The organism is Rhodoluna sp., from assembly GCF_044239955.1.
Lineage (GTDB): Bacteria > Actinomycetota > Actinomycetes > Actinomycetales > Microbacteriaceae > Rhodoluna.
The window spans coordinates 156,298-182,291 of record NZ_JBIIAL010000001.1 but is presented as its reverse complement, the minus strand read 5'-3'; the positions used below and the strand labels follow the sequence as shown (position 1 = coordinate 182,291).

At 49.9% G+C, this 25,994-nt stretch carries 27 protein-coding genes and 3 tRNA genes; 22 read left to right on the top strand and 8 right to left on the bottom strand.

The annotated features are described in order from the left end of the window. From AC9UFE_RS00900 to AC9UFE_RS00885, 4 genes are read right to left on the bottom strand one after another with little or no spacing between them, the layout of a single operon-like run. Window positions 1-570: a DUF3000 domain-containing protein gene (locus AC9UFE_RS00900; protein WP_509544802.1), complete on the bottom strand. Its 570-nt coding sequence runs from the start codon at window positions 568-570 to the stop codon at window positions 1-3. Window positions 571-618: 48 nt separating this feature from the next. Beyond that, complete coding sequence (locus AC9UFE_RS00895) at window positions 619-1,272, bottom strand: dihydrofolate reductase family protein (RefSeq protein ID WP_509544800.1); 654 nt, start codon at window positions 1,270-1,272, stop codon at window positions 619-621. Continuing rightward, window positions 1,269-1,700: a SufE family protein gene (locus AC9UFE_RS00890; protein WP_509544798.1), complete on the bottom strand. Its 432-nt coding sequence runs from the start codon at window positions 1,698-1,700 to the stop codon at window positions 1,269-1,271. Before AC9UFE_RS00890 ends, AC9UFE_RS00895 begins: the two co-directional genes overlap by 4 nt. Then, a complete protein-coding gene (locus AC9UFE_RS00885; protein ID WP_509544796.1) occupies window positions 1,701-2,603 on the bottom strand; it encodes a sulfurtransferase in 903 nt (300 codons plus the stop codon). Between the two features lie 48 nt (window positions 2,604-2,651). Between AC9UFE_RS00885 and zapE the strand changes: the two genes are divergently transcribed. After that, window positions 2,652-3,674 (top strand): cell division protein ZapE, encoded by a 1,023-nt coding sequence (gene zapE / locus AC9UFE_RS00880; RefSeq protein ID WP_509544792.1) that lies wholly within the window; start codon window positions 2,652-2,654, stop codon window positions 3,672-3,674. On the opposite strand, the gene nhaA is transcribed toward zapE, so the two are convergent. Beyond that, window positions 3,637-4,800 (bottom strand): Na+/H+ antiporter NhaA, encoded by a 1,164-nt coding sequence (gene nhaA, locus AC9UFE_RS00875; RefSeq protein ID WP_509544789.1) that lies wholly within the window; start codon window positions 4,798-4,800, stop codon window positions 3,637-3,639. The two genes, zapE and nhaA, sit on opposite strands and share 38 nt — an antisense overlap. A gap of 150 nt (window positions 4,801-4,950) precedes the next feature. Between nhaA and AC9UFE_RS00870 the strand changes: the two genes are divergently transcribed. From AC9UFE_RS00870 to mqo, 5 genes are all read left to right on the top strand, one after another. After that, on the top strand, window positions 4,951-6,210 hold the full coding sequence (locus AC9UFE_RS00870; protein WP_509544786.1) for an ammonium transporter: 1,260 nt from the start codon (window positions 4,951-4,953) through the stop codon (window positions 6,208-6,210). A 97-nt stretch (window positions 6,211-6,307) separates the two neighbouring features. Then, window positions 6,308-6,379, top strand: a tRNA-Gly gene (locus AC9UFE_RS00865). Window positions 6,380-6,403: 24 nt separating this feature from the next. Beyond that, window positions 6,404-6,474: transfer RNA gene (locus tag AC9UFE_RS00860), tRNA-Cys, on the top strand. 10 nt (window positions 6,475-6,484) lie between these two features. Continuing rightward, a tRNA-Val gene (locus AC9UFE_RS00855) sits at window positions 6,485-6,556 on the top strand. A gap of 35 nt (window positions 6,557-6,591) precedes the next feature. Next, a complete protein-coding gene (gene mqo, locus AC9UFE_RS00850) occupies window positions 6,592-8,058 on the top strand; it encodes a malate dehydrogenase (quinone) (RefSeq protein ID WP_509544783.1) in 1,467 nt (488 codons plus the stop codon). On the opposite strand, the gene AC9UFE_RS00845 is transcribed toward mqo, so the two are convergent. Further along, window positions 8,055-8,627: a VIT1/CCC1 transporter family protein gene (locus AC9UFE_RS00845; protein ID WP_509544780.1), complete on the bottom strand. Its 573-nt coding sequence runs from the start codon at window positions 8,625-8,627 to the stop codon at window positions 8,055-8,057. The two genes, mqo and AC9UFE_RS00845, sit on opposite strands and share 4 nt — an antisense overlap. Before the next feature lie 201 nt (window positions 8,628-8,828). Between AC9UFE_RS00845 and thrS the strand changes: the two genes are divergently transcribed. From thrS to AC9UFE_RS00785, 12 genes are all read left to right on the top strand, one after another. Next, window positions 8,829-10,733: a threonine--tRNA ligase gene (gene thrS / locus AC9UFE_RS00840; RefSeq protein WP_509545101.1), complete on the top strand. Its 1,905-nt coding sequence runs from the start codon at window positions 8,829-8,831 to the stop codon at window positions 10,731-10,733. Then, window positions 10,734-11,261 (top strand): HIT family protein, encoded by a 528-nt coding sequence (locus AC9UFE_RS00835; protein WP_509544778.1) that lies wholly within the window; start codon window positions 10,734-10,736, stop codon window positions 11,259-11,261. A 30-nt stretch (window positions 11,262-11,291) separates the two neighbouring features. Beyond that, window positions 11,292-12,185: a pyridoxal 5'-phosphate synthase lyase subunit PdxS gene (pdxS, locus tag AC9UFE_RS00830; protein ID WP_509544775.1), complete on the top strand. Its 894-nt coding sequence runs from the start codon at window positions 11,292-11,294 to the stop codon at window positions 12,183-12,185. Then, window positions 12,186-12,761 carry a pyridoxal 5'-phosphate synthase glutaminase subunit PdxT gene (pdxT, locus tag AC9UFE_RS00825; RefSeq protein WP_509544772.1) on the top strand — a complete coding sequence of 192 codons (576 nt, stop codon included), beginning with the start codon at window positions 12,186-12,188 and terminating at the stop codon, window positions 12,759-12,761. 41 nt (window positions 12,762-12,802) lie between these two features. After that, on the top strand, window positions 12,803-13,558 hold the full coding sequence (locus AC9UFE_RS00820) for a YebC/PmpR family DNA-binding transcriptional regulator (protein ID WP_509544770.1): 756 nt from the start codon (window positions 12,803-12,805) through the stop codon (window positions 13,556-13,558). Between the two features lie 2 nt (window positions 13,559-13,560). Beyond that, the gene (gene ruvC / locus AC9UFE_RS00815; protein WP_509544767.1) at window positions 13,561-14,115 is read left to right on the top strand and encodes a crossover junction endodeoxyribonuclease RuvC; all 555 of its coding nucleotides are present in this window, start codon (window positions 13,561-13,563) and stop codon (window positions 14,113-14,115) included. 13 nt (window positions 14,116-14,128) lie between these two features. Next, on the top strand, window positions 14,129-14,704 hold the full coding sequence (gene ruvA / locus AC9UFE_RS00810; RefSeq protein ID WP_509544764.1) for a Holliday junction branch migration protein RuvA: 576 nt from the start codon (window positions 14,129-14,131) through the stop codon (window positions 14,702-14,704). Beyond that, window positions 14,701-15,696 carry a Holliday junction branch migration DNA helicase RuvB gene (gene ruvB / locus AC9UFE_RS00805; protein WP_509544761.1) on the top strand — a complete coding sequence of 332 codons (996 nt, stop codon included), beginning with the start codon at window positions 14,701-14,703 and terminating at the stop codon, window positions 15,694-15,696. The genes ruvA and ruvB overlap by 4 nt, the downstream gene beginning before the upstream one ends. Before the next feature lie 69 nt (window positions 15,697-15,765). Beyond that, window positions 15,766-16,113 (top strand): preprotein translocase subunit YajC, encoded by a 348-nt coding sequence (yajC, locus tag AC9UFE_RS00800; RefSeq protein WP_509544758.1) that lies wholly within the window; start codon window positions 15,766-15,768, stop codon window positions 16,111-16,113. Window positions 16,114-16,128: 15 nt separating this feature from the next. Further along, window positions 16,129-17,862 carry a protein translocase subunit SecD gene (secD, locus tag AC9UFE_RS00795; RefSeq protein ID WP_509544756.1) on the top strand — a complete coding sequence of 578 codons (1,734 nt, stop codon included), beginning with the start codon at window positions 16,129-16,131 and terminating at the stop codon, window positions 17,860-17,862. Then, window positions 17,862-18,812 carry a protein translocase subunit SecF gene (secF, locus tag AC9UFE_RS00790; RefSeq protein ID WP_509544753.1) on the top strand — a complete coding sequence of 317 codons (951 nt, stop codon included), beginning with the start codon at window positions 17,862-17,864 and terminating at the stop codon, window positions 18,810-18,812. Before secD ends, secF begins: the two co-directional genes overlap by 1 nt. Before the next feature lie 47 nt (window positions 18,813-18,859). After that, on the top strand, window positions 18,860-21,091 hold the full coding sequence (locus tag AC9UFE_RS00785) for a RelA/SpoT family protein (protein WP_509544751.1): 2,232 nt from the start codon (window positions 18,860-18,862) through the stop codon (window positions 21,089-21,091). Here the strand turns inward: AC9UFE_RS00785 and AC9UFE_RS00780 are convergent, their stop codons facing one another. Continuing rightward, window positions 21,092-22,330 (bottom strand): DUF349 domain-containing protein, encoded by a 1,239-nt coding sequence (locus tag AC9UFE_RS00780; protein WP_509544748.1) that lies wholly within the window; start codon window positions 22,328-22,330, stop codon window positions 21,092-21,094. A gap of 31 nt (window positions 22,331-22,361) precedes the next feature. Then, complete coding sequence (locus AC9UFE_RS00775) at window positions 22,362-23,147, bottom strand: peptidylprolyl isomerase (RefSeq protein ID WP_509544745.1); 786 nt, start codon at window positions 23,145-23,147, stop codon at window positions 22,362-22,364. Between the two features lie 78 nt (window positions 23,148-23,225). Between AC9UFE_RS00775 and AC9UFE_RS00770 the strand changes: the two genes are divergently transcribed. The 4 genes from AC9UFE_RS00770 (at window position 23,226) to AC9UFE_RS00755 (ending at window position 25,991) form a co-directional block, all read left to right on the top strand. Continuing rightward, window positions 23,226-24,536: a replication-associated recombination protein A gene (locus AC9UFE_RS00770; RefSeq protein ID WP_509544742.1), complete on the top strand. Its 1,311-nt coding sequence runs from the start codon at window positions 23,226-23,228 to the stop codon at window positions 24,534-24,536. A gap of 167 nt (window positions 24,537-24,703) precedes the next feature. Beyond that, window positions 24,704-25,333 (top strand): 30S ribosomal protein S4, encoded by a 630-nt coding sequence (gene rpsD / locus AC9UFE_RS00765; protein WP_509544739.1) that lies wholly within the window; start codon window positions 24,704-24,706, stop codon window positions 25,331-25,333. Between the two features lie 26 nt (window positions 25,334-25,359). Then, on the top strand, window positions 25,360-25,707 hold the full coding sequence (locus AC9UFE_RS00760) for a DUF948 domain-containing protein (protein ID WP_509544736.1): 348 nt from the start codon (window positions 25,360-25,362) through the stop codon (window positions 25,705-25,707). Window positions 25,708-25,709: 2 nt separating this feature from the next. Next, window positions 25,710-25,991 (top strand): hypothetical protein, encoded by a 282-nt coding sequence (locus AC9UFE_RS00755; RefSeq protein WP_509544733.1) that lies wholly within the window; start codon window positions 25,710-25,712, stop codon window positions 25,989-25,991. Window positions 25,992-25,994: the final 3 nt, after the last annotated feature.

Here is a 25,994-nt window from a genome sequence, read left to right as displayed (position 1 = left end):
TTAGATTCTGCTTATTCCTGATTCCGGAGGCAATCCAGACATCATGCATAAAAGATCCTGCCAGGCTTCTAGGTGAGCTGCGAAATTTGAGTCAGTGGGTGACCAGGACGCGCGAAGTTCCAACTCGGCATGGTCACTTTGACCAGACATGGATCCATATCCCTGAGAGATAATCCTTGTGATGGTTCCAGCTTGAAGGGTGTAACCGGCGCCACGAGCCTTTAGCGAGTCTTCTAACCAAGCCCAGCAAACGTCTGTGATCAGCTCATCCTGGCCAATGTCAGTTTCGAGGGGAGATTTGGCAAAACAGATGATGCGAAAGTTTCCACCCCAACCCTCTTGAGGGGTGTCGGAATTCAGCACCACAAATCTTCCAGTGCCCGCGTCCGCTTGCGCAGCGTGGGACTCTGCTCCAACGTGGGCGGCCAGAGCAAGCGAGTGCCTGGCAAGTTTTTCAGGGGAGGGAATCTCTGTGACGTTTAGATCTGATCTAATGTCTGCTTGACGCAAGGACATCACAGCTAGCTGAAAATCAGCAGCTGTATCGGTCACATCCGCGATCTCAAGCATTTTTTCCAGCTTAAGAGCCCTCCCTAAATTTACCTGCTAGCCACGCCGTTAGTAGCTCCAGAGGGCGAATGTCGCGTCCTCAGACTCTGCAAGAGACACCAGTGAACCTTCATGGCTAAAAGGATTAAACGGTCGCTCTAGCAGATCTTCAGGAAGCCTTGGAGTGACCGTTATTGCAGATTGTGCGACTTCAGCGGTTTCGAAGCACACCCTTGTGAGGGTCGGTCCTGCCTCAAGAAGCATGGAGCTGAACTTCATTTGGTTAGCCCAAGCCAGTAAAGCAACAAAAGGTTCGGCTGGGTCGATAGCGACATGTTCAATATTAAATTCGCTGTCGCTAGTTGGCGTGTTCGGACTAAAAAGAGTCACTTCACTTATGGAGATTACTGCTGGGATCGACTGAAAGTTTCCAGAAGCTGAGACAATCGCTAGGTGCGCTGACGATAGCTTCCTGTACCTCTCGTTGCGGGCAGTCTTTGCGTCCACGATGACAACGTCTGCTTGTCTTCGAAGTGCCAGCAAAAGCGCAAGATCCTCTTTGGTGGATATTCCCCTCGACGATCCTGACTCATCGAAGAAGTTACCGCTAGCGCTAATGACATGGTTAGTGCGTATCCCAGTCCAGCTACCGTAACTAAGCGCGAGTTCTTCTACATTAGTGACTTGACTGGAAAGCGCGAGCCCAGAACGCCCTGTAATCATTGACTCGATTTTTCCCGAAGTTGACGCTTGATGCGGGACAGGATTCCGATCATCCCGCGAAGCCTCAATGGGGAAACAACTTTCTGAAGCGATAGCTTCGAAGGAAAGTCAATGTCAAAATCGAGAGCCTCTTGCACGCTTAGCCCATCGATGACACTAAAAAGCAAACTTGCAAATCCTCTAGTTGTGGGAGCTTCCGGTGGAGCGCTGAAAAACAACCTTGTTAAGTTGTTTTCGTCAATCTCCACAAATAAGAAAATGGGAGATTGACACTCCTCGACTCTTTCGAGTAGCTCTGGGTGATCGGCGTACCGATCAGGTAACTCAGGTAACGCTTCTGAGAACTCCAGCAACAAATCAAGTCGTTCAGACTCTCTGATTGAGGCAAAGTCCTCAATTAGAGTTTCCGGAAGTTCTAATGTTGCCAATTAGACCAGCTGTGGTACCGGGCCAGGTTCGCTACCTAATGCAATAGGTGCCTTCACAAGAGAACCCCACTCGCTCCATGAGCCGTCATAGTTTCTAACGGTTTCAATACCCAGTAGATACTTTAAGACAAACCAGGTGTGTGATGAACGCTCGCCGATTCTGCAATACGCGATGACATCGGAATGGCCATCTAGCTTGGCGCCTTTTAGATAGACCTCTTCTAGTCCAGCTAGATCCTTAAAGCTCTGATCTTCGTTGCATGCTTTTGACCAGGGCACCGATGCTGCTGATGGTATGTGGCCCGCGCGGGATGCTCCCTCGTCCGGGTAACCAGGAGCCGTTAGACGCTCACCGGCATATTCTTCTGGGGAACGAACATCAATAAGCGGCTTTCCAAAGTGAGAAACAACATCATCGCGGAATGCTCGAAGCGTGCTGTCGTCTCTTTGAATAACCGGGTAATTGGAAGCTACAGCCTTGGTCTCGTCTTTGGTGAGTTCCCTGCCTTCGGCAGTCCACTTATCTCTTCCGCCATCTAGTAATCGAACGTCCTCGTGACCGAAGAGCTTGATAACCCAAAGAGCGTAGGCAGCCCACCAGTTGCTCTTGTCGCCGTACAAAACGATGGTGTCTTCGCGGTTGATTCCAAGTCTTGAAAACACCTTGGAAAACCCTTCACCGTCGATGTAATCGCGGGTTACTGGGTCGTTTAGGTCGGTGTGCCAGTCGACTTTCAGAGCTGTTGGGATGTGACCGGTTTGGTAAAGCAAAACGTCCTCATCGGACTCGAGCAAAACAAGACCGGGCTTGCCAAGATTCTCTTCTAGCCATTTAGTGCTCACAAGAGCTGATGGGTCTGCGTACTGTCCAAACTTCTCGGAACTGTCAATGTCGATTGGCAAAGTTATCTCCTTGTAGACTTGGGGATTCAATTGATCCTCATGTAGGCGGTGCTATTGTCAACCAATTCAGGAACAATTTGTTCCCTGGTTGAAATTCAACCCAACCCCACCCTTGGTGAGGTCTTGAATCAACTGGTTCCTCCCAGAGAGTTTACCAAGGCGCGCTTCGATAACTATCTGCCAAATTCCGACTTCCCTTCTCAGGCCTCGGCCCTAGCTTCAGCAAGGGCTTTCGTAAAACCAGGAGTTATGAAGTCACTGTTTTCCAAGGGGAAAGCTCCCGCATACTCAGGGATTTACCTAGACGGTGGTTTTGGGGTTGGAAAAACACATCTCTTGGCCGCAATCTGGCACGAGTTTGCCGGCAAGAAGGCATTTGGAAGCTTCTTGGCCTACACCAGTTTGATAGGCCTTCTGGGGTTTGCTGACGCCCTGAAGCACCTGAGTCAGTACCAACTGATCTGCATAGACGAGTTTGAGCTTGATGATCCAGGCGACACAATGCTGATGTCCAGGCTATTGTCTGAGCTCGGTTCAAAAGGTATTCGATTTGCAGCAACATCGAACACCCCTCCAAATGCGCTAGGAGAGGGAAGGTTTGCTGCAAGAGACTTTGCAAGGGAGATTGCTGCGATGGCAGATAGATTCCAGATAGTGAGCGTTGATGGTGAAGACTATCGCCATAGACCAATCGATGGGCACACCGCTGCCTTATCTGATTCTGATATCGAGGAGCTAATCAGAGACTCACTGGCCTCGGGCAAAAACGTGTCTCGTGACGACTTTTCCAAATTACTTCAGCACCTAGCCAAGGTGCATCCTTCAAAGTTTCTAAAGCTGATCGAGTCAATAGACGTTTTGATTTTGACTTCCGCCCACAAGCTCACTGACCAGAACGCAGCGCTTAGATTCGTTTCATTCGTAGACAGGCTCTATGAGTCAAGGGTTGCGATTGCTTCAACCGGTATTGGTTTAACAGAAGTGTTCTCAGATGAGCACATTGCCGGCGGTTACAGAAAGAAGTACCTTCGAGCTATTTCGCGGATCGGGTCTTTGACCGAGCTGGCTTAGGCTTCTTTTTCTTTTTCGATAGGTGCCATCTACCTCGAAACCATAAGGCCGCTCCACCGAGCGACATTGCCACAAACGAGCCAAGTAAAACACCAAGAGTTGCCTGAGCATAGAGCTCTCGATCATCAATGAATGCCAGATGCGCAATCAGAAGTGAAACCGTGAATCCAATTCCAGCCAACAGACCTAGCGGGATGAAATCAAGCACGGATAATGGAAGTCGATCCTTTGGTGCCAAAAGCTTGTTTGCGATAACTGCAGCTATAGAAATTCCAACGACTTTACCAACCGCAAGACCAAAGAAGATTCCAGAGAACACCGGCTGCGAATCGCCTGCCATTGTTGGCATGACAACTGCAACTGCCGTGAAGGCAAAAACTGGGAGAATAAAGAAATTAGTTGCTGGTTGCACCTTGTTCATGACTGTGTGTGCTCTGACAGCGGGAATCAAGATTCCTAGGATCACACCGGCAACAGTTGCGTGTACGCCGCTTTGGTAGAACGTGTACCAAAGGACCAAGCCAAACACTGCCCTAACAAGCCACTTGTTTGCAAACTTTGAGGTCTCTGCAAATCTAAAGGCAGCGGCAACCACCGCGCTGGCAATCAGCCAGGCAGGCTCCAGTTTTGTGGTGTAGAAAATAGCGATGATGCTAATCGCAATTAGGTCATCAAAAATTGCCAGCGCTAGCAGGAAAATACGCGCTGCGGAAGGCATTCCTCTTCCAAAAATCGCTAGGACGCCAAGAGCGAATGCGATGTCAGTTGCGGCGGGGATAGGCCATCCAACGATTCCTTCGGTGCCCCAGTTTAGATAGGCGTAGATCGCGGAAGGAACTATAACTCCGGCCAAGGCGGCAATAACTGGAACCATTGCTTTCTTTGGAGATGATAGCGCTCCACTCTTGAGCTCGTACTTGAGCTCCAAACCCGCCACTAAGAAAAATACAGCCAGAAATAGGTCAGAAATTGTGTGACCAACGGTGATCTGGATTCCGATAAATTCCAGATTCAGCTTGTAGGCGATTGCGTCGAGCAGTGGCTCCCCAAATGGCGAGTTTGCCAGAACCAGCCCAATCATCGCGGCTGTCATCATGATCATGGCAGCGTTGCGTTCAGATTTCATACTTCAAAAATACCTCATTTACGAAACAAGATGTTCATCTCGTATTGGAGTTCGTAACATTCTGGAAATCCAGCAAGTAACTAGTTGAAACCTTAAGACGCCAGCATCGAGCTAACAATTGCATTCACGTTCTTTCGAGAAAGGCACCCCATGGATCAAGGAAATACCGCATTCGTTCTGTTCTCAGCCGCGTTAGTGCTGCTAATGACTCCAGGACTCGCTTTTTTCTACGGTGGGCTCGTGAAGGCAAAATCAGTCGTGAGTATGATCATGCTTTCTTTCGGTTCGCTAGCACTGATAGCTGTTTTGTGGGTGCTCTATGGCTACGCGATCACCTTTGCGGACGTAGGCGACACAGGGTGGATAGGGATTCCGCACATCGTAGGAATCGACACCAGCTCGCTGGGCCTAAGTGCTCAAGTGACGGAGTCTGAGAATCCGGTAGGAGCTTTTCCGGAACTTGCATTCGTTAGCTTCCAGGCAACGTTTGCAATCATCACGGTTGCCCTGATTTCGGGTGCAATTGCTGACCGGGCAAAATTTGGCGCCTGGATGGTGTTCGCGGGCCTTTGGGCAACTTTCGTTTACTTCCCTGTGGCAGGTTGGGTATTCAATTTCACTCCTGAAGATGACGGTGGCTGGATTGTTGACAAGCTAGGAGCCATTGATTTTGCTGGAGGAACGGCTGTTCACATTAACGCCGGGGCTGCAGCTTTGGCGCTAGCCATAGTTTTAGGAAAGCGTTTTGGCTTTTCTAAAGGAATAACACAGCCTCACAACGTTCCACTAACCCTGATTGGCGCGTCACTACTCTGGTTCGGGTGGTTTGGCTTCAACGCCGGATCACAGTTGGCTGCTGATGGAATTGCGTCCCTAGTTGTAATCAACACCATTGCTGCCCCTGCAGCAGCGATGCTCGGTTGGATTTCGATCGAGAAAATTCGTCACGGTAAAGGAACATCGATTGGAGCAGCCTCTGGTGCGATTGCCGGCTTGGTTGCAATCACCCCAGCCTGTGCTTCGATTGACCCGGTTTGGGCAATAGTGCTGGGCTTGGTTGCTGGATCGCTTTGCGCTCTGGCAGTTGATTTGAAGTTCAGATTCGGCTTTGATGATTCGCTCGATGTTGTGGGAATCCACTTAGTCGGAGGTGTCATTGGAACACTGTTTATTGGTTTGGTTGGCGTTGATGTTGGATTGTTCTTTGGATTCGGCTTTGATCAACTGATTGCTCAAACAATAGGTGCAGCCGCAGTCTTTGGCTACAGTTTCGTGATGGCCCTCGCCATTGGATTCGCAATCGAGAAAACGATGGGCTTCCGGGTCCAAGCCGATGCCGAGCTAGCCGGAATAGACACTTCAGTCCATGGTGAAGAGGCTTATTCGTTTGGAAGCGACCGCCAGAACTAGCTAGTTGATGCGTGCCCTTTAGAGTCAAGGCTCGCATCGGGGCTACTGGCAGCTAGCTTGGATTTGGGTTAGAGTAGCCAAGCAACCTAGGTTGCACGCGGATGTGGCTCAGTGGTAGAGCATCACCTTGCCAAGGTGAGGGTCGCGAGTTCGAATCTCGTCATCCGCTCGCAGTGGCCATGAGCTACGCATCGGTGGAGTGGCCGAGAGGCTAGGCAGCGGCCTGCAAAGCCGTCTACACGGGTTCGAATCCCGTCTTCACCTCGAATTACCCGGGCGATTGGCGCAGTGGTAGCGCGCTTCCCTGACACGGAAGAGGTCACTGGTTCGAACCCAGTATCGCCCACAAGAATATATCGAGGCTTCAAAGAAGGAAAGTAAGTGCCAACAGCTAGGCAGTACGACTTGGTCCTCGTGGGTGGCGGGATTATGAGCGCCACCTTGGCAGTATTGCTTCGCCAGGCAAATCCGGAACTGAAAATGATAGTTCTGGAACGTCTAGACAAAGTTTCTTTGGAGTCATCCAACGCTTGGAACAACGCTGGAACCGGACACGCAGCTCTTTGCGAATTGAACTACATGCCAGATGACCGACCTGGTAATTTGCCATCAGCAGAAAAGGCCATTTCAATCAACCAGCAGTTTCAGGAGTCAAGAGAGTTCTGGTCCAGCTTGGTGAAAGAAGGTGTCCTCAAAGATCCAGAGACATTCATTCACTCCGTTCCACACATGACATTTGTGCAAGGCGCTAAGGACGTTGACTACCTAGAGCGTCGCTTCAAGGCCCTCAAAGACCAACCGCTTTTCGCCGGAATCGAGTTTTCGAAAGACTTTGAGGAGATTGGCAAGTGGGCTCCTCTAATGATCGAAGGTCGCCCAGCATCTGAAATTGCTGCAACCAGAATCGAACAGGGAACAGATGTCGACTACGGTGCGCTGACCGAGCAACTTTATGAATGGCTCAAGACCAAGAACGTTGAAGTGCTGACAAGCCATGAGGTGAGCTCTCTTCGGAAAAAGGAGGGCTTATGGCAAATAACTGGAAAAAACTCGACTTCAAGATTTGAGTTCACCACACCTCGAGTATTTGTCGGGGCTGGGGGATGGGCACTAAAGCTTCTTCAGAAGGCCAAGCTCAAAGAGATTAATGGCTACGGCACTTTTCCTGTGAGTGGACATTTTTTCAAGACAGAAAACCCTGAACTGGTTGCAAGGCATCAGGCAAAGGTTTACTCGCAAGCCGCAGTTGGCGCCCCTCCAATGTCTGTTCCTCACCTAGACACCAGAGTTATTGACGGTAGAACATCATTACTCTTCGGGCCGTTCGCAGGATTGAATCTTAAGTTCCTAAAACACGGCTCTTGGCTTGATCTTCCGGCGTCAATTCGGTTCGGAAACATCGTTTCTTACCTCTCTGTTGCTGTCAAGAACTTCCCATTGGTTATCTACTTAGTCAAAGAGATTTTCAAATCTTCAAAACAGAAAATTCAAAGTCTTCGAGAGTTTGTTCCAAACGCCAGAGCAGAAGATTGGCAACTCTACGAAGCTGGACAGAGAGCCCAGGTCATCAAGCCGGTAAAAGGCCTAGGAGTTTTACAGTTTGGGACTGAAGTAATCAGCTCAGCCGATGGATCCATCGCAGGCTTACTTGGAGCCTCTCCTGGGGCATCGGTTGCGACCAGGGTGATGCTTGATGTTGCCTCGAGGATGTTTCCGGAAAGCCAGAACCCTTGGATCAAGGACATTGCAGATTCAGTACCAAGCTATGGATTGAAGCTAAACGATGATCCATCTAAAGCGCGTGAATCGCTCAGCGCGACAGCAAGAACTTTAAAGCTGAAAGCTTAGGCCACCGCTACGCCAAGTAGCGTTCCAACCCCGTACGCCGCCGCCATCGTCACTAGCGACACGGCAACGTTTCGAAGCACGGGGCGAAGCGGCTTCGCTCCTCCGATAATTGCAGCAACGTAGCCTGTGATTGCTAGGGATATGACAACGGAAACTATCGTCGCTGCTTCCCGATATTGAGTCCACGGACCAGTAATGGCAACGATTGGAAGTACTGACCCAAGCGCAAATGAGAAAAAAGATGCTACAGCCGCAGCCATCGGTGATACGTGATCATCCTTTGCAAATTTTCGCTTGCTTCCTTCGCGCTTCAAGCGAGATGCAATCTCGCTGTCGCGCTGGGCACTAACAGAAGCGTACTCACCGCCAGCCATCGAAATTGAGCCGGCAACTAGAGCAGCAACTCCAGCAATCAGAATTGCACCATTGTCAGTTGTTGCTCCTGCCACACCCATCACGAGTCCTGCAGTGGATACGATGCCATCGTTTGCGCCCAGGACGGCTGCTCTTAGCCAATTAAGCTTTTTGGCAAGCTCTTTACTGATCACGTGAGGCTGAGCGGTTTCCATTTTTCTTCTTCCAAGGCTTATCTAGACTCGCAATGTTACCAAGGCGAAAGCTCCTAGCTGGTTAGGATTGACCATAGTCGCAGGTCAGAATGGAAGATTCAATTGGAACAGCAGATATCCATCGTTGTAGATGGCGTCAAACAGCAGGTAAAGGTTGGGAGTACTGGCTTTGAGCTGTTTACCGACAAGTCTGTTGTTGCGATGCGCGTTTCGGGTGAGCTCAGGGATCTCGCACACATTGTTTTAGATGGCGACTCGGTTGAGGCAGTGATCATCTCGTCCCCAGACGGATTGAGCATTCTTAGGCATTCAACCGCTCATGTTCTTGCGCAAGCGGTACAAAACATTAACCCTCAGGCGAAATTGGGCATAGGCCCACCCATTGCTGACGGCTTTTACTATGACTTTGATGTTGCTGAGCCTTTTACGCCGGAGGATCTAAAAAGTATCGAAAAAGAAATGGAGCGGATTATTCGCTCCGGGCAACGTTTTGTGAGAACAGCGGTTTCTGAAGACGAGGCCCGCAGCCAGTTGTCTGCCGAGCCTTACAAGCTGGAACTAATTTCACTCAAAGGATCAAGCGACTTGGCTGAAGGTTCAGCCGAAGTTGGCGCAGGCGAGTTAACGATTTATCACAACACGGACGCAAAATCAGGTGAAACAATTTGGAAGGATCTATGCCGAGGCCCGCATCTACCAAACACTCGGATGATCGGCAATGGCTTTAGCCTGACAAGGCTTGCCGCCGCTTACTGGCGAGGCAATGAAAAGAACAAACAGCTGCAAAGGATTTATGGAACTGCTTGGGCTTCCAAAGACGAACTCAAGGCTCACCTCGAAAGACTGGAAGAGGCGGCCAAGCGAGATCATCGTCGCCTGGGTCAAGAGCTCGACTTGTTTTCCTTCCCAGAGGAAATTGGATCAGGCCTGGCGGTTTTCCACCCTAAAGGTGGAACTATTCGTCGCGTTATGGAGGATTACTCAAGAAAGCGTCACGAGCAAGCCGGATATGATTTTGTCTATTCACCGCACATAACAAAATCACACCTGTTTGAGACTTCCGGTCACTTGGCTTGGTATTCAGAGGGCATGTTCCCGCCAATGAAGCTTGATGAAGAAGTTGACGAGCAGGGCCTTGTTCGCAAGCAAGGCCAGGACTATTACCTAAAGCCAATGAACTGCCCATTCCACATCTTGATCTACAAGTCACAGGCTCGCTCCTACCGCGACTTGCCGCTTCGCATGTTTGAGTTCGGTTCTGTGTATCGTTACGAAAAATCTGGCGTTGTTCATGGCCTAACCAGGGTGCGCGGAATGACTCAAGATGATGCTCACTTGTTTGTCACTTTAGAGGATATGGAGTCAGAGCTCACATCGGTATTGAATTTTGTGCTTGACCTCCTTCGCGACTATGGCCTTACCGATTTCTATCTTGAGTTGTCCACTCGCGATCCAGACAACGAGAAATTCGTTGGAAATGACGATCTCTGGGATAAGGCAACTTCAACCCTGGCGAAGGTAGCAACTGACTCTGGTTTGGAGTTGGTTCCTGATCCAGGCGGAGCTGCATTCTACGGACCAAAGATTTCGGTACAGGCACGCGATGCAATTGGAAGAACCTGGCAGATGTCGACAATCCAGCTTGACTTTAACTTGCCAGAAAGATTTGAAATTGAGTACACGGCAAATGATGGAATAAAGAAGAGACCCGTAATGATCCATAGAGCCTTGTTTGGATCGATTGAAAGGTTCTTTGCCGTACTTACCGAGCACTACGCCGGACACTTTCCACCCTGGCTTGCTCCGGTGCAAGTGATGGGTATTCCGGTTGCCGATGAGTTTGCCCCATACCTATCAGGCGTTATCGCCAAACTTAAATCTCACGGTGTTAGAGCAGAAATTGACCTAGGCGATGATCGGATGCAAAAGAAGATTCGCAATCACACCAAAGATAAGATCCCTTTCCAATTGATAGCTGGTGCTGAGGATCAGCAATCGAATTCGGTGAGCTTCAGGTATCGATCGGGTGAGCAGGTAAACGGTGTGGCGGTTGATGATGCGGTTGCTCTTATCATTGAAGCCATTGAATCGAAGAAGCAGGTTTAGTTGAGCGGACCAGAGTTTCTGCCAGGGGTGCCAGATAACTATCAAAGGCTCTGGACTCCGCATCGCTTGGTTTATATTCAAAACGGCCAGCAGCCCAAGAAAGAGGAGTGCCCGTTTTGCCTCGCGCCTCAAGGTTCAGATGAGGACGGGCTAATTGTTTTCAGAGGAGAAACCTGCTTCGTTCTTTTAAATCTGTTCCCTTACAACTCCGGCCACCTGCTGGTGTGCACTTATCGCCACTTTGCTTCCTACGAGGACACAACCCTAGAAGAGGCTGCCGAAATGGCGTCTCTTAGCAAGCGCGGCATGGAGGTCCTTCGAAAAGTTTCCAGGGCTCAGGGGTTCAATCTGGGTATGAACCAGGGGGAGCTAGCTGGGGCTGGGATTGCGGAGCACCTTCACCAGCACATAGTTCCGCGCTGGAGTAATGACTCGAACTTCTTTCCAATAATTGCTCAAACCAAGGCGATGCCAAGGCTATTGGGTGAAGTTCGAGCCGAGATTCAAAAGGCGTGGCTGGAAAACTAAATACCCGTTTTGGCGGGTTAGAATATCTGCATGAACCCATCAAAAAATGAGTCAACACCCCTAGTTAAGCGCGGCCTAGCAGAAATGCTTAAAGGTGGCGTGATTATGGATGTTGTAAACGCTGAACAGGCCAAGATTGCTGAGGACGCTGGTGCGGTAGCCGTTATGGCTCTAGAGCGTGTTCCTGCTGACATTCGCGCTCAGGGTGGCGTTGCAAGAATGAGCGATCCAGAACTGATCGAGCAGATTATTGCAACAGTTTCAATTCCTGTTATGGCGAAGGCTCGTATTGGTCACTTTGTTGAAGCCCAGGTTCTAGAGTCTTTAAAAGTTGACTACATCGATGAGTCTGAGGTGCTTTCCCCGGCGGACTATGTCAACCACATTGACAAGTGGAAGTTCGACGTCCCATTTGTTTGCGGCGCGACCAATTTGGGAGAGGCACTACGAAGAATTACTGAAGGTGCCGCAATGATTCGCTCCAAGGGTGAAGCGGGCACCGGAGATGTCTCGGAAGCCACCAAGCACATCCGAACCATTTTGGGTGAAATTAACGTTCTGGCATCAAAGACCGAGGACGAACTGTACGTGGCCGCAAAGGAACTTCAGGCTCCTTACGATCTCGTTCGTGAAGTAGCAAGAACAAAGAAGCTTCCTGTTGTTTTGTTTGTCGCCGGTGGTGTTGCCACTCCAGCAGACGCTGCAATGATGATGCAACTTGGTGCGGACGGAGTATTCGTCGGCTCTGGAGTCTTCAAATCGGGTGAACCTGCTAAGCGTGCTGCAGCAATTGTTAAGGCGGTTGCCGCATTCAACGATCCTTCGGTTATTGCAGAGGCCTCTCGAGGTCTTGGCGAAGCCATGGTTGGTATTAACGTCAAGGATCTTCCAGCACCTCATCGACTTTCGGAGCGCGGTTGGTAATTGCGTATCGGAGTACTAGCTCTTCAAGGTGACGTAAGAGAGCACATTGAAACGCTCACCAAACTAGCTTGTGAAACAGTCGAGGTTCGCAAGAGCGAAGATCTAAATGATCTCTCGGGATTGATTTTGCCTGGCGGAGAGTCGACTACGATTTCGAAACTCATGGATATCTTCTCCCTAAGGCAACCAATTCTGGAATTCATTAGATCCGGCAAGGCAATCTTTGGAACCTGCGCCGGGATGATCTCTTTGGCAAACGAAGTGCTAGACAGCGCTTCTGGTCAGCAAAGTTTGGGCTTGATGGACATTTCTGTCCGTAGAAATGCCTTTGGCTCACAGCTTGATTCATTTGAGCAGGTCATCGATTTTGATGGTACAAATCTGAACGTTGCGTTCATCAGAGCCCCAATCGTTGAAAGAGTGGGGGAGGCCGTAAAGGTCCTCTCGAAGCTAAGCGATGGGAGAGTGGTTGCAGTTAGGCAGCAGAACATGTTGGCAACATCGTTTCACCCCGAGATCACTGGCGAAACCTTTGTCCACGAGTACTTTTTGAAGATGGCAAGTTCACCCCAATAGTTCTGATTTAGAATTCAAAGCGAAAGTATTCAAGGAGAAAAATGTCCGGTCATTCCAAGTGGGCCACCACCAAGCACAAAAAGGCAATCATTGACTCGCGCCGTGCAAAACTTTTCGCCAAGCTGATCAAGAACATTGAGGTTGCCACTCGAACGGGTGGTCCCGACATGGACGGTAACCCCACTCTGTATGACGCTGTGCAGAAGGGGCGAAAGAGCTCCCTACCTAACGACAATATCGAGCGCGCAATCAAGCGCGGATCTGGTCAAGATGCTGACGCCGTTGAATATCAGACAATTTTCTACGAAGGCTATGGCCCAAATGGAATTGCTATTCTTATTGAGTGTTTGACCGACAATAAAAATCGCGCAGCAGCCGATGTTCGATTGGCCGTAAGCCGTAACGGTGGAACAATGGCTGACCCAGGAAGCGTTTCCTATCTTTTTAGTCGTAAGGGTGTAATCACTATTGAGCGCACGGATTCAGTCAGCGAGGACCAAATCTTGGAGGCGGGTTTGGAGCACGGACTGGAAGACATCGAAGCTAGAGACGCAAGTTTTGTGCTAACAACCGACCCTTCAGCGATGGTTTCAGTTAGGTCCGCTTTGCAGAACGCCGGGTTGGACTACGAAAGTGCCGATGTCGAGTTCGTCCCTGCGGCGTCAATTCAAGTGGACGCAGATACTGCGCGCACCGTGATAAAGCTGATAGAAGCGCTAGAAGATTCCGACGAAGTTCAAAGCGTGTATTCGAACTTCGATATGTCCCCAGAAGTGCTAGCGGAGCTAGAAGCCTAAGCGTGACGAGGATCCTGGGAGTTGACCCTGGCCTCACTCGATGTGGTGTTGGCGTTATTGATTTGGGTAAGTCCCGAAAGACCACATTGGTGTTTGTGGGGGTAATACAGTCTTTGAAAACAGCCGAGCTTGACTCAAGAATTGGCGCGATTGGAACCGAGCTCGAGACTTTGATTTCTAAGTTCAAGCCCGATGTGATTGCCATTGAACGAGTTTTTTCGCAACAGAACCTGTCTTCAGTTATGGGTACAGCCCAGGTTGCTGGGGTTGCAATCTTCCTGGCTCACAAACACAAGATTCCGATAGCGATGCATACCCCCACCGAAGTAAAGGCCGCGGTAACTGGCTCTGGTCGCGCGGGCAAGGCTCAGGTTGGAGAAATGGTTTCAAAGCTTTTAGGCCTTGACGAGATTCCTAAGCCGGCGGATGCCGCGGACGCTCTTGCTATCGCTATCTGTCAGGGCTTCAGAGGATCGAATAGCTCCACGACCTACACGAAGGCTCAGCAGAAGTGGCACTCTGCAGTGAAATCAGCACGAGGCAAATCGAATCGCTAGTTAGGCTAAGTTCGTGATTGCCTCAGTGTCTGGAAAAGTGTTAGCAAGCACGCTAGGCGCGGTCACCATCGAAGTAGGTGGCGTTGGCCTCGTTGTTCACACCACCAACCGAATCGCAACACAGCTAAATCTTGGGCATCCCGCAACCTTAATGACAGTGCTTGTTGTCCGCGAAGACTCTCTTACTCTCTATGGATTTCTGGATGCCCTCGAGCTCGAAACCTTCGATTTACTAAGGTCCGTAAATGGGGTTGGTCCAAAATCAGCACTTTCAATTCTGAGTTCCCTTTCCGTTCAGGAGATTGCTGACGCCGTGGCAAGCGAATCCGACGCAGTCTTTAGATCAGTGTCTGGAGTTGGCGTAAAAACTGCCAAGCTGATTGCACTTTCGTTGGCTGGAAAGATTTCCGGCGGACTTGGTTCCGTTAGCTCTGGATCTGCTCGCGCAAGCGTGGATGCACTAATTGGTCTTGGGTATAGCGAGAAAGAGGCAACTATTGCAGTGCGAAAAGTTTCTAGCCCTAATCTTTCGGATCAGGAAGTTTTGAAACTTGCATTACAACATCTAGCTAAAGCGGGAATGAATTGAACGATATTTTGAGTCCCGCTCTTTCAGAAAGTGATTTGGCGTTTGAGTCCGCCCTTAGGCCTACCAGCCTTGAAGAATTTGTAGGTCAGTCAAACGTCTCAAACCAATTGGGACTGCTTCTAAAAGCTGCAGCCTTGCAAAATCGGGCTCCGGATCACATCTTGCTTGCGGGTCCTCCAGGATTGGGTAAAACAACTCTGGCAATGATTGTGGCCTCTGAAATCGGCTCGGGGCTTCGTATCACTAGCGGTCCAACAATTCAGCACGCGGGAGATCTTGCTGCAATTCTTTCTTCTCTATCTGCCGGTGAGGTTTTGTTTATTGATGAAATTCATCGAATGGCTAGACCTGCCGAGGAACTGCTTTATCTCGCGATGGAGGATTTCCGGGTGGACGTGATGGTCGGAAAAGGTGTTGGGGCTTCTTCGATATCTCTAGATTTGGAACCGTTTACTTTGGTTGGCGCGACAACTAGGTCTGGGATGTTACCTAATCCGCTCCGAGATCGTTTTGGCTACACCGCTAACTTGGAGTTCTATGGAAAGGAAGACCTTGCTACGGTTTTGGTTCGTGCCTCTAAGCAGTTATCGCTGCGAGTTGACAAAGAGGCAATCGAATTGATTGCTTCAAGGTCTAGAGGAACTCCAAGAGTTGCAAATCGACTTCTTAGAAGAGTCAGAGACTTTGCGCTTGTCGATGGCGCAGGAACTATAACTTCTGAAGTTGCGAAGAAGGCACTGCACCTTTACGAAGTTGATTCTCTCGGGTTAGATCGTTTGGACAAGCAGATCCTCGAGGCTTTGGTTGTGAAGTTCCAAGGAAAGCCAGTGGGCCTTTCGACTCTTTCAGTAGCAATTGGCGAAGAGCCTGACACCATCGAGTCGGTCGTTGAACCCTATCTGCTAAGGGAGGGCCTTATTCAAAGGACCACAAAAGGTCGACAGGCCACCCATTTGGCCTATAGGCACTTGGGAGTAGCCGAACCTAGTTAGCTCGGACATTGGGGGTTCAGTTATAATTTAGATACGCGCAAAAGCGCGTTTTTTTGACGTTAGGCCCTCATGACGGACACTTTATTTTTCTTGCTTGCCCTGACTTTTCTGGGATTCTGGATTTTTGTTTCTGGTCGCAATCGCAAGAAGGCTGCTGAGAAACTTCGGTCCGAAGTTGTGAAGGGTGCAACCGTGATGCTGACCAGCGGGATCTTTGGAAAGATCGCAAGCGTCAAGGACGATCGCATAGTGCTCGAAACAGCCCCCGGTCAAAAGCTAACGGTCGCAATCGGTGCCGTAAGCAGGACCGACCCGACTGCAAAGCCTGCAGCAACGGCAAAAACTCAAAGCAAGACTTCGAGCACAACCGCAAGTAAGCCCAAGCCAAAGGCTCCCAAAGCCGATTCTGGAAAGTAATAGGGGAGTAAAGAATTGGCAGCTAGCAACACCGTAAAGTCGGCACGCAAATCTCTGATTTGGCTATTGGTTATTATCTTCGGATTAGCTGGCCTTATCGGGTTTGGTTCTACCACTGACGAGAACGCTAGCTTTACTCCAAAATTGGCTCTTGACTTGCAGGGCGGTACCCAAGTAATTCTTTCCCCGCTTTTACTCGACGGCCAAGCGGTAACTACCGAGCAATTGGACCAGGCGGTTTCAATTATTCGTCAACGTGTAGACGCAAGCGGAGTTAGTGAATCGCAGGTTACTACTCAAGGTGACACAAACATTATTGTTTCCATTCCGGGAGTCCCTGACGAAAACACTCTGGCTCTAATTAAGGCCTCTGCCAAACTTGAGTTTCGACCTGTTCTCATCACCAGTGCAGGTACACCAACCTCCAGCGTTGACGGAACAGAGTCTGAAGACCCAGAGGCTTCAGAAACCCCAGCACCGGAAGAATCTCCCGCCGCTGAGCCGCCAGCTGCCGCGCCAGTCGATGGTAGCGATTTGAACTGGATCACACCAGAAATTCAAAAAGCGTTTGATGAACTGGACTGCGCTTCGTCTTTTAGAGAGCCTGGCCAGATTGATGACCCTAGCGTTCCGCTGGTGACTTGCGATGTTAACGGGCTAACGAAGTTTATTCTCGGTCCAGTCGAAGTAGACGGCGCAAACATTTCCGATGCTTCCAACGGAACGGTCACATCTTCTACAGGAGCTTCAACCAACACATGGGCCGTGAATCTTGAGTTTGACGAAGTCGGCACGGCGGGATTCTCGACAGTTACCCAAAGATTGTTTCCGCTAGAGATTCCAAGAAATCAGTTTGCAATCACTCTCGATGGCTATGTCATTACCGCGCCAACAACACAAGCTGTAATAACTAATGGATCCGCTCAAATTACTGGAAGCTTTGATCGAGATTCCTCTAAAGTTCTTGCTGATCAACTCAAGTACGGATCTTTGCCAATCGGTTTTGAAGTGCAGAGTCAAGAGAACATATCGGCAACCCTTGGCCAGGATCAGCTCACGAGCGGTCTGTTGGCCGGTCTGATCGGTCTAATCCTTGTTGTTATCTACTCTGCTTTCCAGTACCGAGGATTGGCAATTGTCACAGTTGGTTCACTTCTTGTGGCCGGTGTTTTGGTTTACTTACTTATTGCTTTCCTCTCTTGGAGACAGGGTTACCGATTGTCGATGGCGGGTGTTGCAGGACTAATCGTTGCTATCGGTATTACGGTTGACTCTTTCATTGTTTATTTTGAGCGTGTGCGTGACGAGATCCGAGAAGGTAGAAACCTTGAGGTGGCGGTAGAAAACGCGTGGCGGAGATCGATTAGAACGATTCTTGCTTCCGATGCCGTTAGCTTCACTGCAGCTGCAACACTTTTCCTTTTGACGGTGGGCAACGTCCGTGGCTTTGCCTTTACTCTTGGTCTAACAACAATCGTCGACCTGATTGTGGTGCTGTTGTTCACCCACCCGCTGTTAACACTGTTAGCTCGAACCAAGTTCTTCAGTTCGGGTCATCCTTGGTCAGGCTTTGACTCCAAATCGCTAAAGGCGTCTGGTTATGTCGGTCGTGGTCAGTTCAGGGTTGCACCAAGGTTGAGTTCAGGAAAAATTCTGAAAGTTTCCAAGGAAGCCGCTACCAGGCAGACCATCGCTGAACGAAAAGCTCAAGCTGCCATTCAAGAAGCTGACAAGACAGGCGGTAACTAATGTCCAAGTTTAGAGATCTCGGTAATGACCTATACAGCGGCCGCGTGTCGATGGACATTGTTGGGCGTCGCAAGCTTTGGTATGCAATCGCAATTGTCTTGGTGATCATTGCGATAGTCGCTCCAGTGGCCCGCGGGGGATTCAATTTTGGTATCGAGTTTCGAGGTGGCAGCGAGTTCCGTATCGATGGAGTGGGAAACACTTCTCAGCAGGTAGCTAGAGACGCTGTCCAATCAGTTGATCCAGAAACTCAGCCCATTGTCACTTCGGTTGGTGTTGACTCTGTAAGAATCCAAACCGAGCAATTAGATGATGTGACAACCGAAGAGATTCGAATTGCCTTGGCAAATGCATATGATCTACCCTCGGGGTCGGTAACTTCGTCATTCATTGGTGCAAACTGGGGTGCTGACGTAACCTCCAAAGCCATAAATGGCCTAATTGTGTTCCTTATCTTGGTTTCGGTACTTATGGCTTTGTACTTTAGAACCTTCAAGATGTCCATTGCGGCTCTGGCTGCTTTAGCTCACGATGTTGTGATCACTGCTGGCATCTACGCGCTAACCGGCTTTGAAGTCACCCCGGCCGCAGTTATTGGACTTCTAACTATTCTTGGTTACTCGTTGTATGACACCGTGGTCGTCTTCGACAAGGTGCGTGAGAACACTCTTGGGGTTGAGTTCTCGGAAGAAACAACATTTGCTTCTCAAGTGAACCTTGCTGTGAATCAGACGCTTGTCAGGTCTATAAACACTTCTGTCGTTGCGGTTTTGCCAGTGGCCGCGATTTTGTTCATCGGAGCCTTCATTCTTGGTGTCGGAACCCTTAGGGATATTGCACTTGCATTGTTCATCGGAATGATTGTTGGAACATACTCATCGATCTTTATCGCCTCTCCGGTGTATGTTCACCTCCGGGAGAATGAGACGAGATTCGCCAACAAGTCATAGAACCAAAGTCGTCTCAAGAGTAGGCTTGAGCCTGGAAGGGCAAGAGCATGACTGATTTAGACTCCAGTTCTATCAGGGCGCGTTTGCCGCGCATTTTCTCAAAACAGCCTTCCTATACTCAAGAGCTCCAGCAAGTAATCAAGTCGCTAAAGGCAAATCACCCTAAGGCCGACGTGGCGCTTGTCGAGAAGGCCTTTGTTGCTGCCGAGAAAGCCCACTCAGAGCAGTTGCGCAAATCTGGCGAGCCTTACATTTCCCACCCTGTTGCGGTCTCACAGATTCTTGCGGACCTTGGAATCGGTGCCACAACCATTGCCGCCGCCTTGCTCCATGACACCGTTGAGGACACCCCCTATTCCCTAGAAAAACTAAGAAGTGACTTCGGGGACGAGGTGGCCATGTTGGTCGATGGGGTTACCAAATTGGACAAGATTAAGTTTGGAGACAGTGCCCAAGCAGAGACCGTTCGCAAAATGGTTGTCGCGATGTCTAAGGACATAAGAGTGCTCGTAATAAAACTCGCGGATCGATTGCACAATGCCAGAACTTGGAAGTTTGTTTCCGAGGAATCTGCTAAGCGAAAAGCACAGGAGACGCTTGAGATCTACGCTCCTTTGGCACACCGTTTAGGAATCAGCACAGTCAAGCTTGAATTAGAGGATCTTTCTTTTGAGATTTTGTACCCAAAGGTATACGAAGAGATTGTTAACTTGGTGACTCAACGCACGCCTATGCGTGAGCAGTATTTAGATGAAGTCATAGGCGCAATTGAGGCGGATCTCAAGGCCGAAAAGGTGAAGGGCAAGGTCGCGGGTAGGCCAAAGCAGTATTACAGCATCTACCAAAAAATGGTGGTGCGTGGTCGAGAGTTTGATGAGATCTATGATCTTGTCGGCATTCGAGTTCTAGTTCAGTCTGTAAGAGATTGCTACGCAGTTCTTGGTGCCATTCACGCCAGGTGGAATCCAGTTTCGGGCAGATTTAAGGATTACATAGCAATGCCGAAGTTCAATCTTTACCAATCGCTGCACACCACGGTGATCGGTCCATCTGGCAGAGCGGTTGAGATCCAGATTCGAACCTCCGAAATGGATCAGCGGGCCCAGTACGGTGTTGCAGCTCACTGGATGTACAAAGAGCAGGCCGGTAAGTCTCAGGCAACAACTCAAGATGATCTAGTTTGGCTGAAACACCTTTCGGACTGGCAAGCCGAAACCCAGGATCCGGGGGAGTTCCTCGACGCGCTGCGTTTTGAAATCGGCGCCAAGGAAGTGTATGTCTTCACACCAAAAGGTAAAGTTATCGGCTTACCTGCAGGTGCAACCGCAGTTGACTTCGCCTACGCTGTTCACACCGAAGTGGGGCATCGGACGATCGGTGCAAAGGTAAACGGACGAATCATTCCACTTGATAGCACGTTGAATTCTGGTGACGTTGTCGAAGTTTTCACATCCAAATCTTTGGACGCGTCACCTTCCAAGGACTGGTTGAATTTCGTTGCCTCACCCCGAGCTCGTGCAAAGATTAAGCACCATTTCTCGCAAGAGCGACGTGAGGACGCTATCGAGATTGGCAAGGAAACCCTAACCAAAGGGATGCGGAAGCTTGGCTTGCCGCTGCAACAGTTAATGTCTCCCGACTCGCTCTCGAAGCTAGTTGGCGACTTGGGATTGCAGGATGTCAGCGCTCTATTCGCGGCTGTTGGAGAGGGACAGATTTCTGCTCAGTCTGTCATCGATCGTTTGACGGCAAGCTCCAGCTCCGAGCAAGAAAGTGAAGTTGAATTTGAGCTTCCACTTGCGCCGAAGTCACTTCGCAGGGTAAATGTAGGCGACTCCGGTGTCTTGGTTAAAGGTGATGGCTCCGTGATGGTGAAGCTGGCCCGCTGCTGCACACCGGTTCCTGGAGACAGGATTATGGGTTTTGTTACCAGAGGTAGCGGTGTTTCGATCCACCGTGATGACTGCAAGAACGCGACATCATTGAAACTGGAGCCAGAACGCCTAGTCGATGTTTCCTGGGCACCTTCGTCAAAGAGATTGTTCCTAGTTCAAATTCAAGTTGAAGCCCTGGACCGATCTGGTCTACTCAGCGATGTAACACGGGTACTTAGCGAGCATCACGTTAATATTTTGTCAGCATCAGTTTCCACTAGAACTGACCGGGTCGCCCTTAGTAGGTTTGTTTTTGAAATGGGAGACCCCGCGGCCTTGGACCATTTGCTGGCTGCTGTGAAAAGGATTGAAGCCGTTTACGATGTGTACAGAGTGTCGCAGTAACTAGTTTGCGTTCTGCTTGACAACTGTCAGCCAGCTTCTTCTTGCCTCTAATGCCTCTTTGGCTTTTTGAATCTTTGAACTGTCGTTTGCTGCTTCGGCAGCTTTTAGCTCTTGTTCGAGTTTTGCTATTGACTGCTCGAGCTGCGATAGAACTCCGTTAGTGCGCTCGATTGCGGCTGGGTCTGATTTGCGCCAATTTTCTTGCTCGGCGTCCTTAATCTTCTTCTCAACAGCGCGCATTCGGTCATCAGTTTCGCGAATCTTGTCCTTGGGTACCTTTCCGGCCTTCTCGTAACGATTCTGAATCAACAGCAGCAGCTTCTTGGCCTCTGCAAGATTTACTAGTGGGTCAAGCCTCTCTGCCTCCGCAATGATTAGCAGCTTGGCTTCATAGTTAGCCTTGAACTCAACTGACTCTTTAGCGAAAACTTCCTTGCGAACGGCGTAGATGCTGTCTCCAGCTGCTTTGAACCGGTCCCAGAGTTGGTCGTCTTGTGCTCCTTGAGAGCGGCCAGCGAGCTTCCACTGATCCAACAGCTTGCGATACTCGGATGCCGAGTCCGCACCTTTTGTAACCAGGGCTTCTGCTTGCGTAACCAAGGTGGTTTTCTTGGCTCTAACATTCTTGCTTTCGGCCGAAAGGGCTGAGAAGAACGCACGTTTATTTGCTTCAAACTTGGTTCTAGCCTGAGAAAACAGTTTCCAGATCGGTTCTGAGTCCTTGCGAGGGATTCTTGGGGCGTCTTTCTGGGATTGCTGCCATTTCTCGAAGAGCTCGTTCATCTGCGCAGAGGCAGCTTTCCACTGCGTTTTCTTCGGATCTTTTTCCGCTAACTCCTGGGCTTTGGCAGCAATGTCGCGTCGAGTGACTAGGACCTGCGCGGCTGCTTTCTCGGTAGCCTCACTCCTGTCTTTTTTCATTTGTTCGATGCTTGGAGTGACGTTGGCGACACGATCTCTTAGATCTTGAATGTTCCCTACAGCGCCAGGCTCCAAAAGATCAGCAGATAGTTTTTGAGCAGCCTTCGAAATGCTGGCTGCATCCGCTTTACCCTTTACGCGCTGTTCTAGAATCCTGACGTTAGATTCAAGCTCGGCAAATTTTCGCTCGAAGTAAGCAAGGGCTTCTGCCATAGAGACACCCGGATACTGCCCAACCTTGCGCTCAGAGCCATTGTCGAATACGTAGACGTTGTTCTCTTCGTCTACTCGACCGTAGCTGTTCACTGTTTGTGTCACCGGTTGGCTCCTGCGGGCTAGTGGTAAGTAATCATCTTAGTTCGATTGCGCCAAGCGTAGTTTCCAGGGCAGGGGCTCCATCGACCCCACCTCCTTCAACTCCGGCGTCAATTACTGACTGCAGATCCTCAAGACCGCTGTTGATTTTGCCGAAAACGGTGTATCCACCTGCCTCGTCCGAAGGAATTGTTGAGTCTTCGTAAACAATAAAGAATTGGCTGTTCATGCTTGAAGCGGCTCCCTCTGCCCCTAGAGCATTTGAGCTAACTCTGGCCATTGCAATGGTTCCCTTGGTGTAGAAGTCGTCTACTGGTGCATTCTCAATCGGCCCAAAGGTGTAGCCGGGTCCACCGTCTGGTGTGACCGAGGACTGCCCGCACTGCAGGACAAATATTCCACTTGTAGTCAATCGGTGGCAGGTGATTCCGCTGAAGAAGTCCTTGTTCGTAAGATCAATAAAACTTGCCACCGCCTGCGGGGCCAATACGCCGTCAAGTTCAATCTCTAGGGTCGCATTGCCCACTTGCATGGATCCGCTCCAGGACCTGCCTTCCGCGATCGCGATGTCGGGGATAGGTCCAGTTGGCTGTGCAGGAGTCGGTTCTGGTGATGGTGCAACTGCTTCAACTTTTGGCGTGAGTGCCGAATAGGTGAGTTGAGAGCCAATGGCGATCGCGATAGCTAAAACAGAAACGACAATCGCAAGTCGGTTGTCTTTTTTTCTTCTTTTAGCTTTGCTAGCTTCGAGTTCTTGCTTGGCAGAAAATCTTGCAAGCCTTTCTCGGTCTGAAGACTTTCCAATTGGTGATCTCGTCAAAGTTGTTCAACTTCCTGTGTTGGGGTTCCTTAGAGAGTTTACAAAGCTTTTTGAGTGCTTTCTAATAGCCTTGTGGTTATGAGCCAATCGCTGTTTTCAGGTGGAGCGCCGTTGGCTGCTCGGATGCGACCCAGGTCCCTGGAGGAGGTTATTGGCCAGGAGAAGGCATTACTGGCTGGTTCTCCCTTGCAGATTCTCGCTAAAGCCGAATCGGCAAATTCTTCACATACTTCTATCTTGCTCTGGGGCCCACCCGGTACAGGCAAGACATCAATCGCTAAAGCGGTCGCGAGCTCTTCTGGGCGAAGATTTGTTGAGCTATCTGCTGTATCTACAGGTGTGAAGGAGCTTCGCGAGGTTATTGAGAAAGCCCGTGTTGACCAAGAACTATACGGAGTCACAACGATTGTTTTTCTCGATGAAATTCATCGATTCTCAAAGGCCCAACAAGATGCTTTGCTGCCCTCTGTTGAAAGTGGCGGAATCTTGCTCATTGCAGCCACCACCGAAAATCCTTCCTTCGCCGTTATCGCACCACTACTTTCTAGATCATTACTGGTGCGCTTTGATCCGCTGTCCCAGGAAGCAATTTCTGCACTTATACAAAACGCACTAGTGGAGCCCCGTGGGCTGGATTCAAAAGTGGGGATTGATGAGGCTGCTTTGAGCCGGATCGTTGAGATTTCTGGTGGGGACGCCAGGAGAGCACTCACAATTCTAGAGGCAGCAGCTTCTAGGGTTATGGAATTGTCCGCTTCCACCGAACGAGTTATTGGTCTTGAGGACGTAGGTGCGAGTTTAGAATCCGCTCTGGTCAGATATGACCGCGACGGTGATCAGCATTACGACACCATAAGTGCGTTTATCAAATCTGTACGTGGATCCGACGCCGATGCCGCGATTCACTATCTTGCTCGAATGATCGAAGGCGGGGAGGATCCAAGGTTTATTGCCAGGAGGCTTATACTTTTGGCCTCTGAAGACATTGGCCTGGCAGATCCCACTGCACTATCAATCGCTGTGGCGGCACACGAGAGCGTCGCCCTCATAGGAATGCCAGAGGGTCGAATTCCTTTGGCAGAGGCAACGATTTATCTTGCTCTTGCCCCAAAGTCGAACTCTGCGTATTTAGCAATCAATGAAGCCATCGCTGATGTCAAAAATGGCTTCAACCCGACTATTCCAGCCAGTCTTCGAAGCAACTATCTTTCCAAGTCCGAAGCGGCGGAGGGTTACAAGTACCCCCACGATGACCCGAATTCAGTGGTCAACCAGGTCTACGTTGAGGCCGTGCCTGACTACTTCACGCCTAAGAGCTATGGATTTGAAAAGGGTTTCGTAGATCGCTGGCCAGCCCTGAAGCGCATTATTCGAGGCAATAGGGCTTGATGGCCCGCTAGTTGCGGTGCTAAACTACCAAGGTTGCCAATTTGAATCCCGAGCGCGGCTGCAAGGGATTAACCAAATGGACAAGAGTCATTTAGCGGACCTTTCTGGGCACACGGGAACGAACCTCTGTCGTTTCATTCTTTGTTTGCATAACTTGAAAGGAAGCTGTGTCTAAGACATCGCGTACTCGCAGTAAAACTCGTCTGTCCCGAGCACTAGGACTAGCGCTAACTCCAAAAGCCGCCAAGTATCTTGAAAAGCGTCCTTATGCTCCAGGCGAGCACGGACGGACCAAAAGAAAAGCTGACAGCGACTTTGCCGTTCGTCTTCGCGAAAAGCAGAGACTAAGGGCTCAATACGGTATTCGCGAGGCTCAGCTAAAGAAGACTTTCGAAGAAGCCAAGCGTGCAGCTGGTCTAACCGGTGAAAACCTAGTAGAGCTTCTTGAGATGAGACTTGACGCGATAATCCTTCGTGCTGGTTTTGCCCGCACAATCGCTCAGTCACGTCAGTTGGTAGTTCACCGCCACATTCTCGTAGATGGACAGCGCGTTGACAGACCATCTTTCAGGGTAAAGCCTGGGCAATTAGTGCACGTAGCAGAGAAGAGCGAGAAAACTGAGCCTTTCCAGGTTGCAGCTGCTGGGGGACACGTTGATGTTCTTCCTACTCTTCCGGGCTATCTAACTGTTGAACTAGAGAAGCTACAAATCACACTAAACAGACGACCATTGCGTTCAGAAGTGCCAGTCACTTGTGAAGTGCAGCTGGTTGTCGAGTACTACGCCGCAAGATAGATTTAGCGTCACTCAAGGAGGTCGCCATGTCACCATCAGAAATCGCGAGCCTAGTAGCTGCGGGTGGGTTCGTATTGCTTGTTTTATTCCTAGCAGTTCCAATTTTGAAGCTCGGAAAGCTAATAGATCGAAGCAGTGAATCTTTGGTTCAAGTGACTGAAGAGCTAACGCCTATGGTTAGCGAGCTAACCGTAACCTTGGAAGAAACTAACAAGCAGCTTAAGAAATTTGATGGAATTTCGGCTGATGTTGCTCAGGTCACTAAGAGCATCGCTTCAATGGTTGCTGTCTTCTCGGCTTCAGTCGGCGGTCCATTGGCAAAGTTTGCCGGATTTGCTGAAATTGTGCGCAAGTTATTCGGAAAGAGGAAGTAAGAATGAACAAACTTTTCTGGTTACTAGCCGGTGTTGCCATTGGCGCGGTCGCTGCTAGACAGATTAATGAAAACCCTCAAGCCCGCAAAGCTTACGAAGAAGCTAAGGCTTCGTTGCAAGAATTCGCTGACGCGGTAGCAGAAGGTTACAAAGAGCGCGAGACCGAGCTTGCAAAGCCAAGACGTAAGCCCGCAGCAAGTACTTCTCGCAAGTCAAGCGCCAAGGCCTCAGTACGCTCTACTGCAAAGAAGCCTGCAGCTAAGTCAAAGCCCGCTGGCAAGTAGGTA

Bases quoted from the DNA above. Each gene is read 5' to 3' on its own strand.
- pdxS (WP_509544775.1), top strand. From the start codon at position 11,292: ATGAACCCATCAAAAAATGAGTCAACACCCCTAGTTAAGCGCGGCCTA.
- yajC (WP_509544758.1), top strand. From the start codon at position 15,766: ATGACGGACACTTTATTTTTCTTGCTTGCCCTGACTTTTCTGGGATTC.
- AC9UFE_RS00760 (WP_509544736.1), top strand. From the start codon at position 25,360: ATGTCACCATCAGAAATCGCGAGCCTAGTAGCTGCGGGTGGGTTCGTA.
- nhaA (WP_509544789.1), bottom strand. From the start codon at position 4,800: ATGAAATCTGAACGCAACGCTGCCATGATCATGATGACAGCCGCGATG.
- AC9UFE_RS00785 (WP_509544751.1), top strand. From the start codon at position 18,860: ATGACTGATTTAGACTCCAGTTCTATCAGGGCGCGTTTGCCGCGCATT.
- AC9UFE_RS00755 (WP_509544733.1), top strand. From the start codon at position 25,710: ATGAACAAACTTTTCTGGTTACTAGCCGGTGTTGCCATTGGCGCGGTC.
- AC9UFE_RS00820 (WP_509544770.1), top strand. From the start codon at position 12,803: ATGTCCGGTCATTCCAAGTGGGCCACCACCAAGCACAAAAAGGCAATC.
- AC9UFE_RS00895 (WP_509544800.1), bottom strand. From the start codon at position 1,272: ATGATTACAGGGCGTTCTGGGCTCGCGCTTTCCAGTCAAGTCACTAAT.
- AC9UFE_RS00845 (WP_509544780.1), bottom strand. From the start codon at position 8,627: ATGGAAACCGCTCAGCCTCACGTGATCAGTAAAGAGCTTGCCAAAAAG.
- AC9UFE_RS00770 (WP_509544742.1), top strand. From the start codon at position 23,226: ATGAGCCAATCGCTGTTTTCAGGTGGAGCGCCGTTGGCTGCTCGGATG.
- thrS (WP_509545101.1), top strand. From the start codon at position 8,829: ATGCGCGTTTCGGGTGAGCTCAGGGATCTCGCACACATTGTTTTAGAT.
- AC9UFE_RS00870 (WP_509544786.1), top strand. From the start codon at position 4,951: ATGGATCAAGGAAATACCGCATTCGTTCTGTTCTCAGCCGCGTTAGTG.
- AC9UFE_RS00900 (WP_509544802.1), bottom strand. From the start codon at position 570: ATGCTTGAGATCGCGGATGTGACCGATACAGCTGCTGATTTTCAGCTA.
- secF (WP_509544753.1), top strand. From the start codon at position 17,862: ATGTCCAAGTTTAGAGATCTCGGTAATGACCTATACAGCGGCCGCGTG.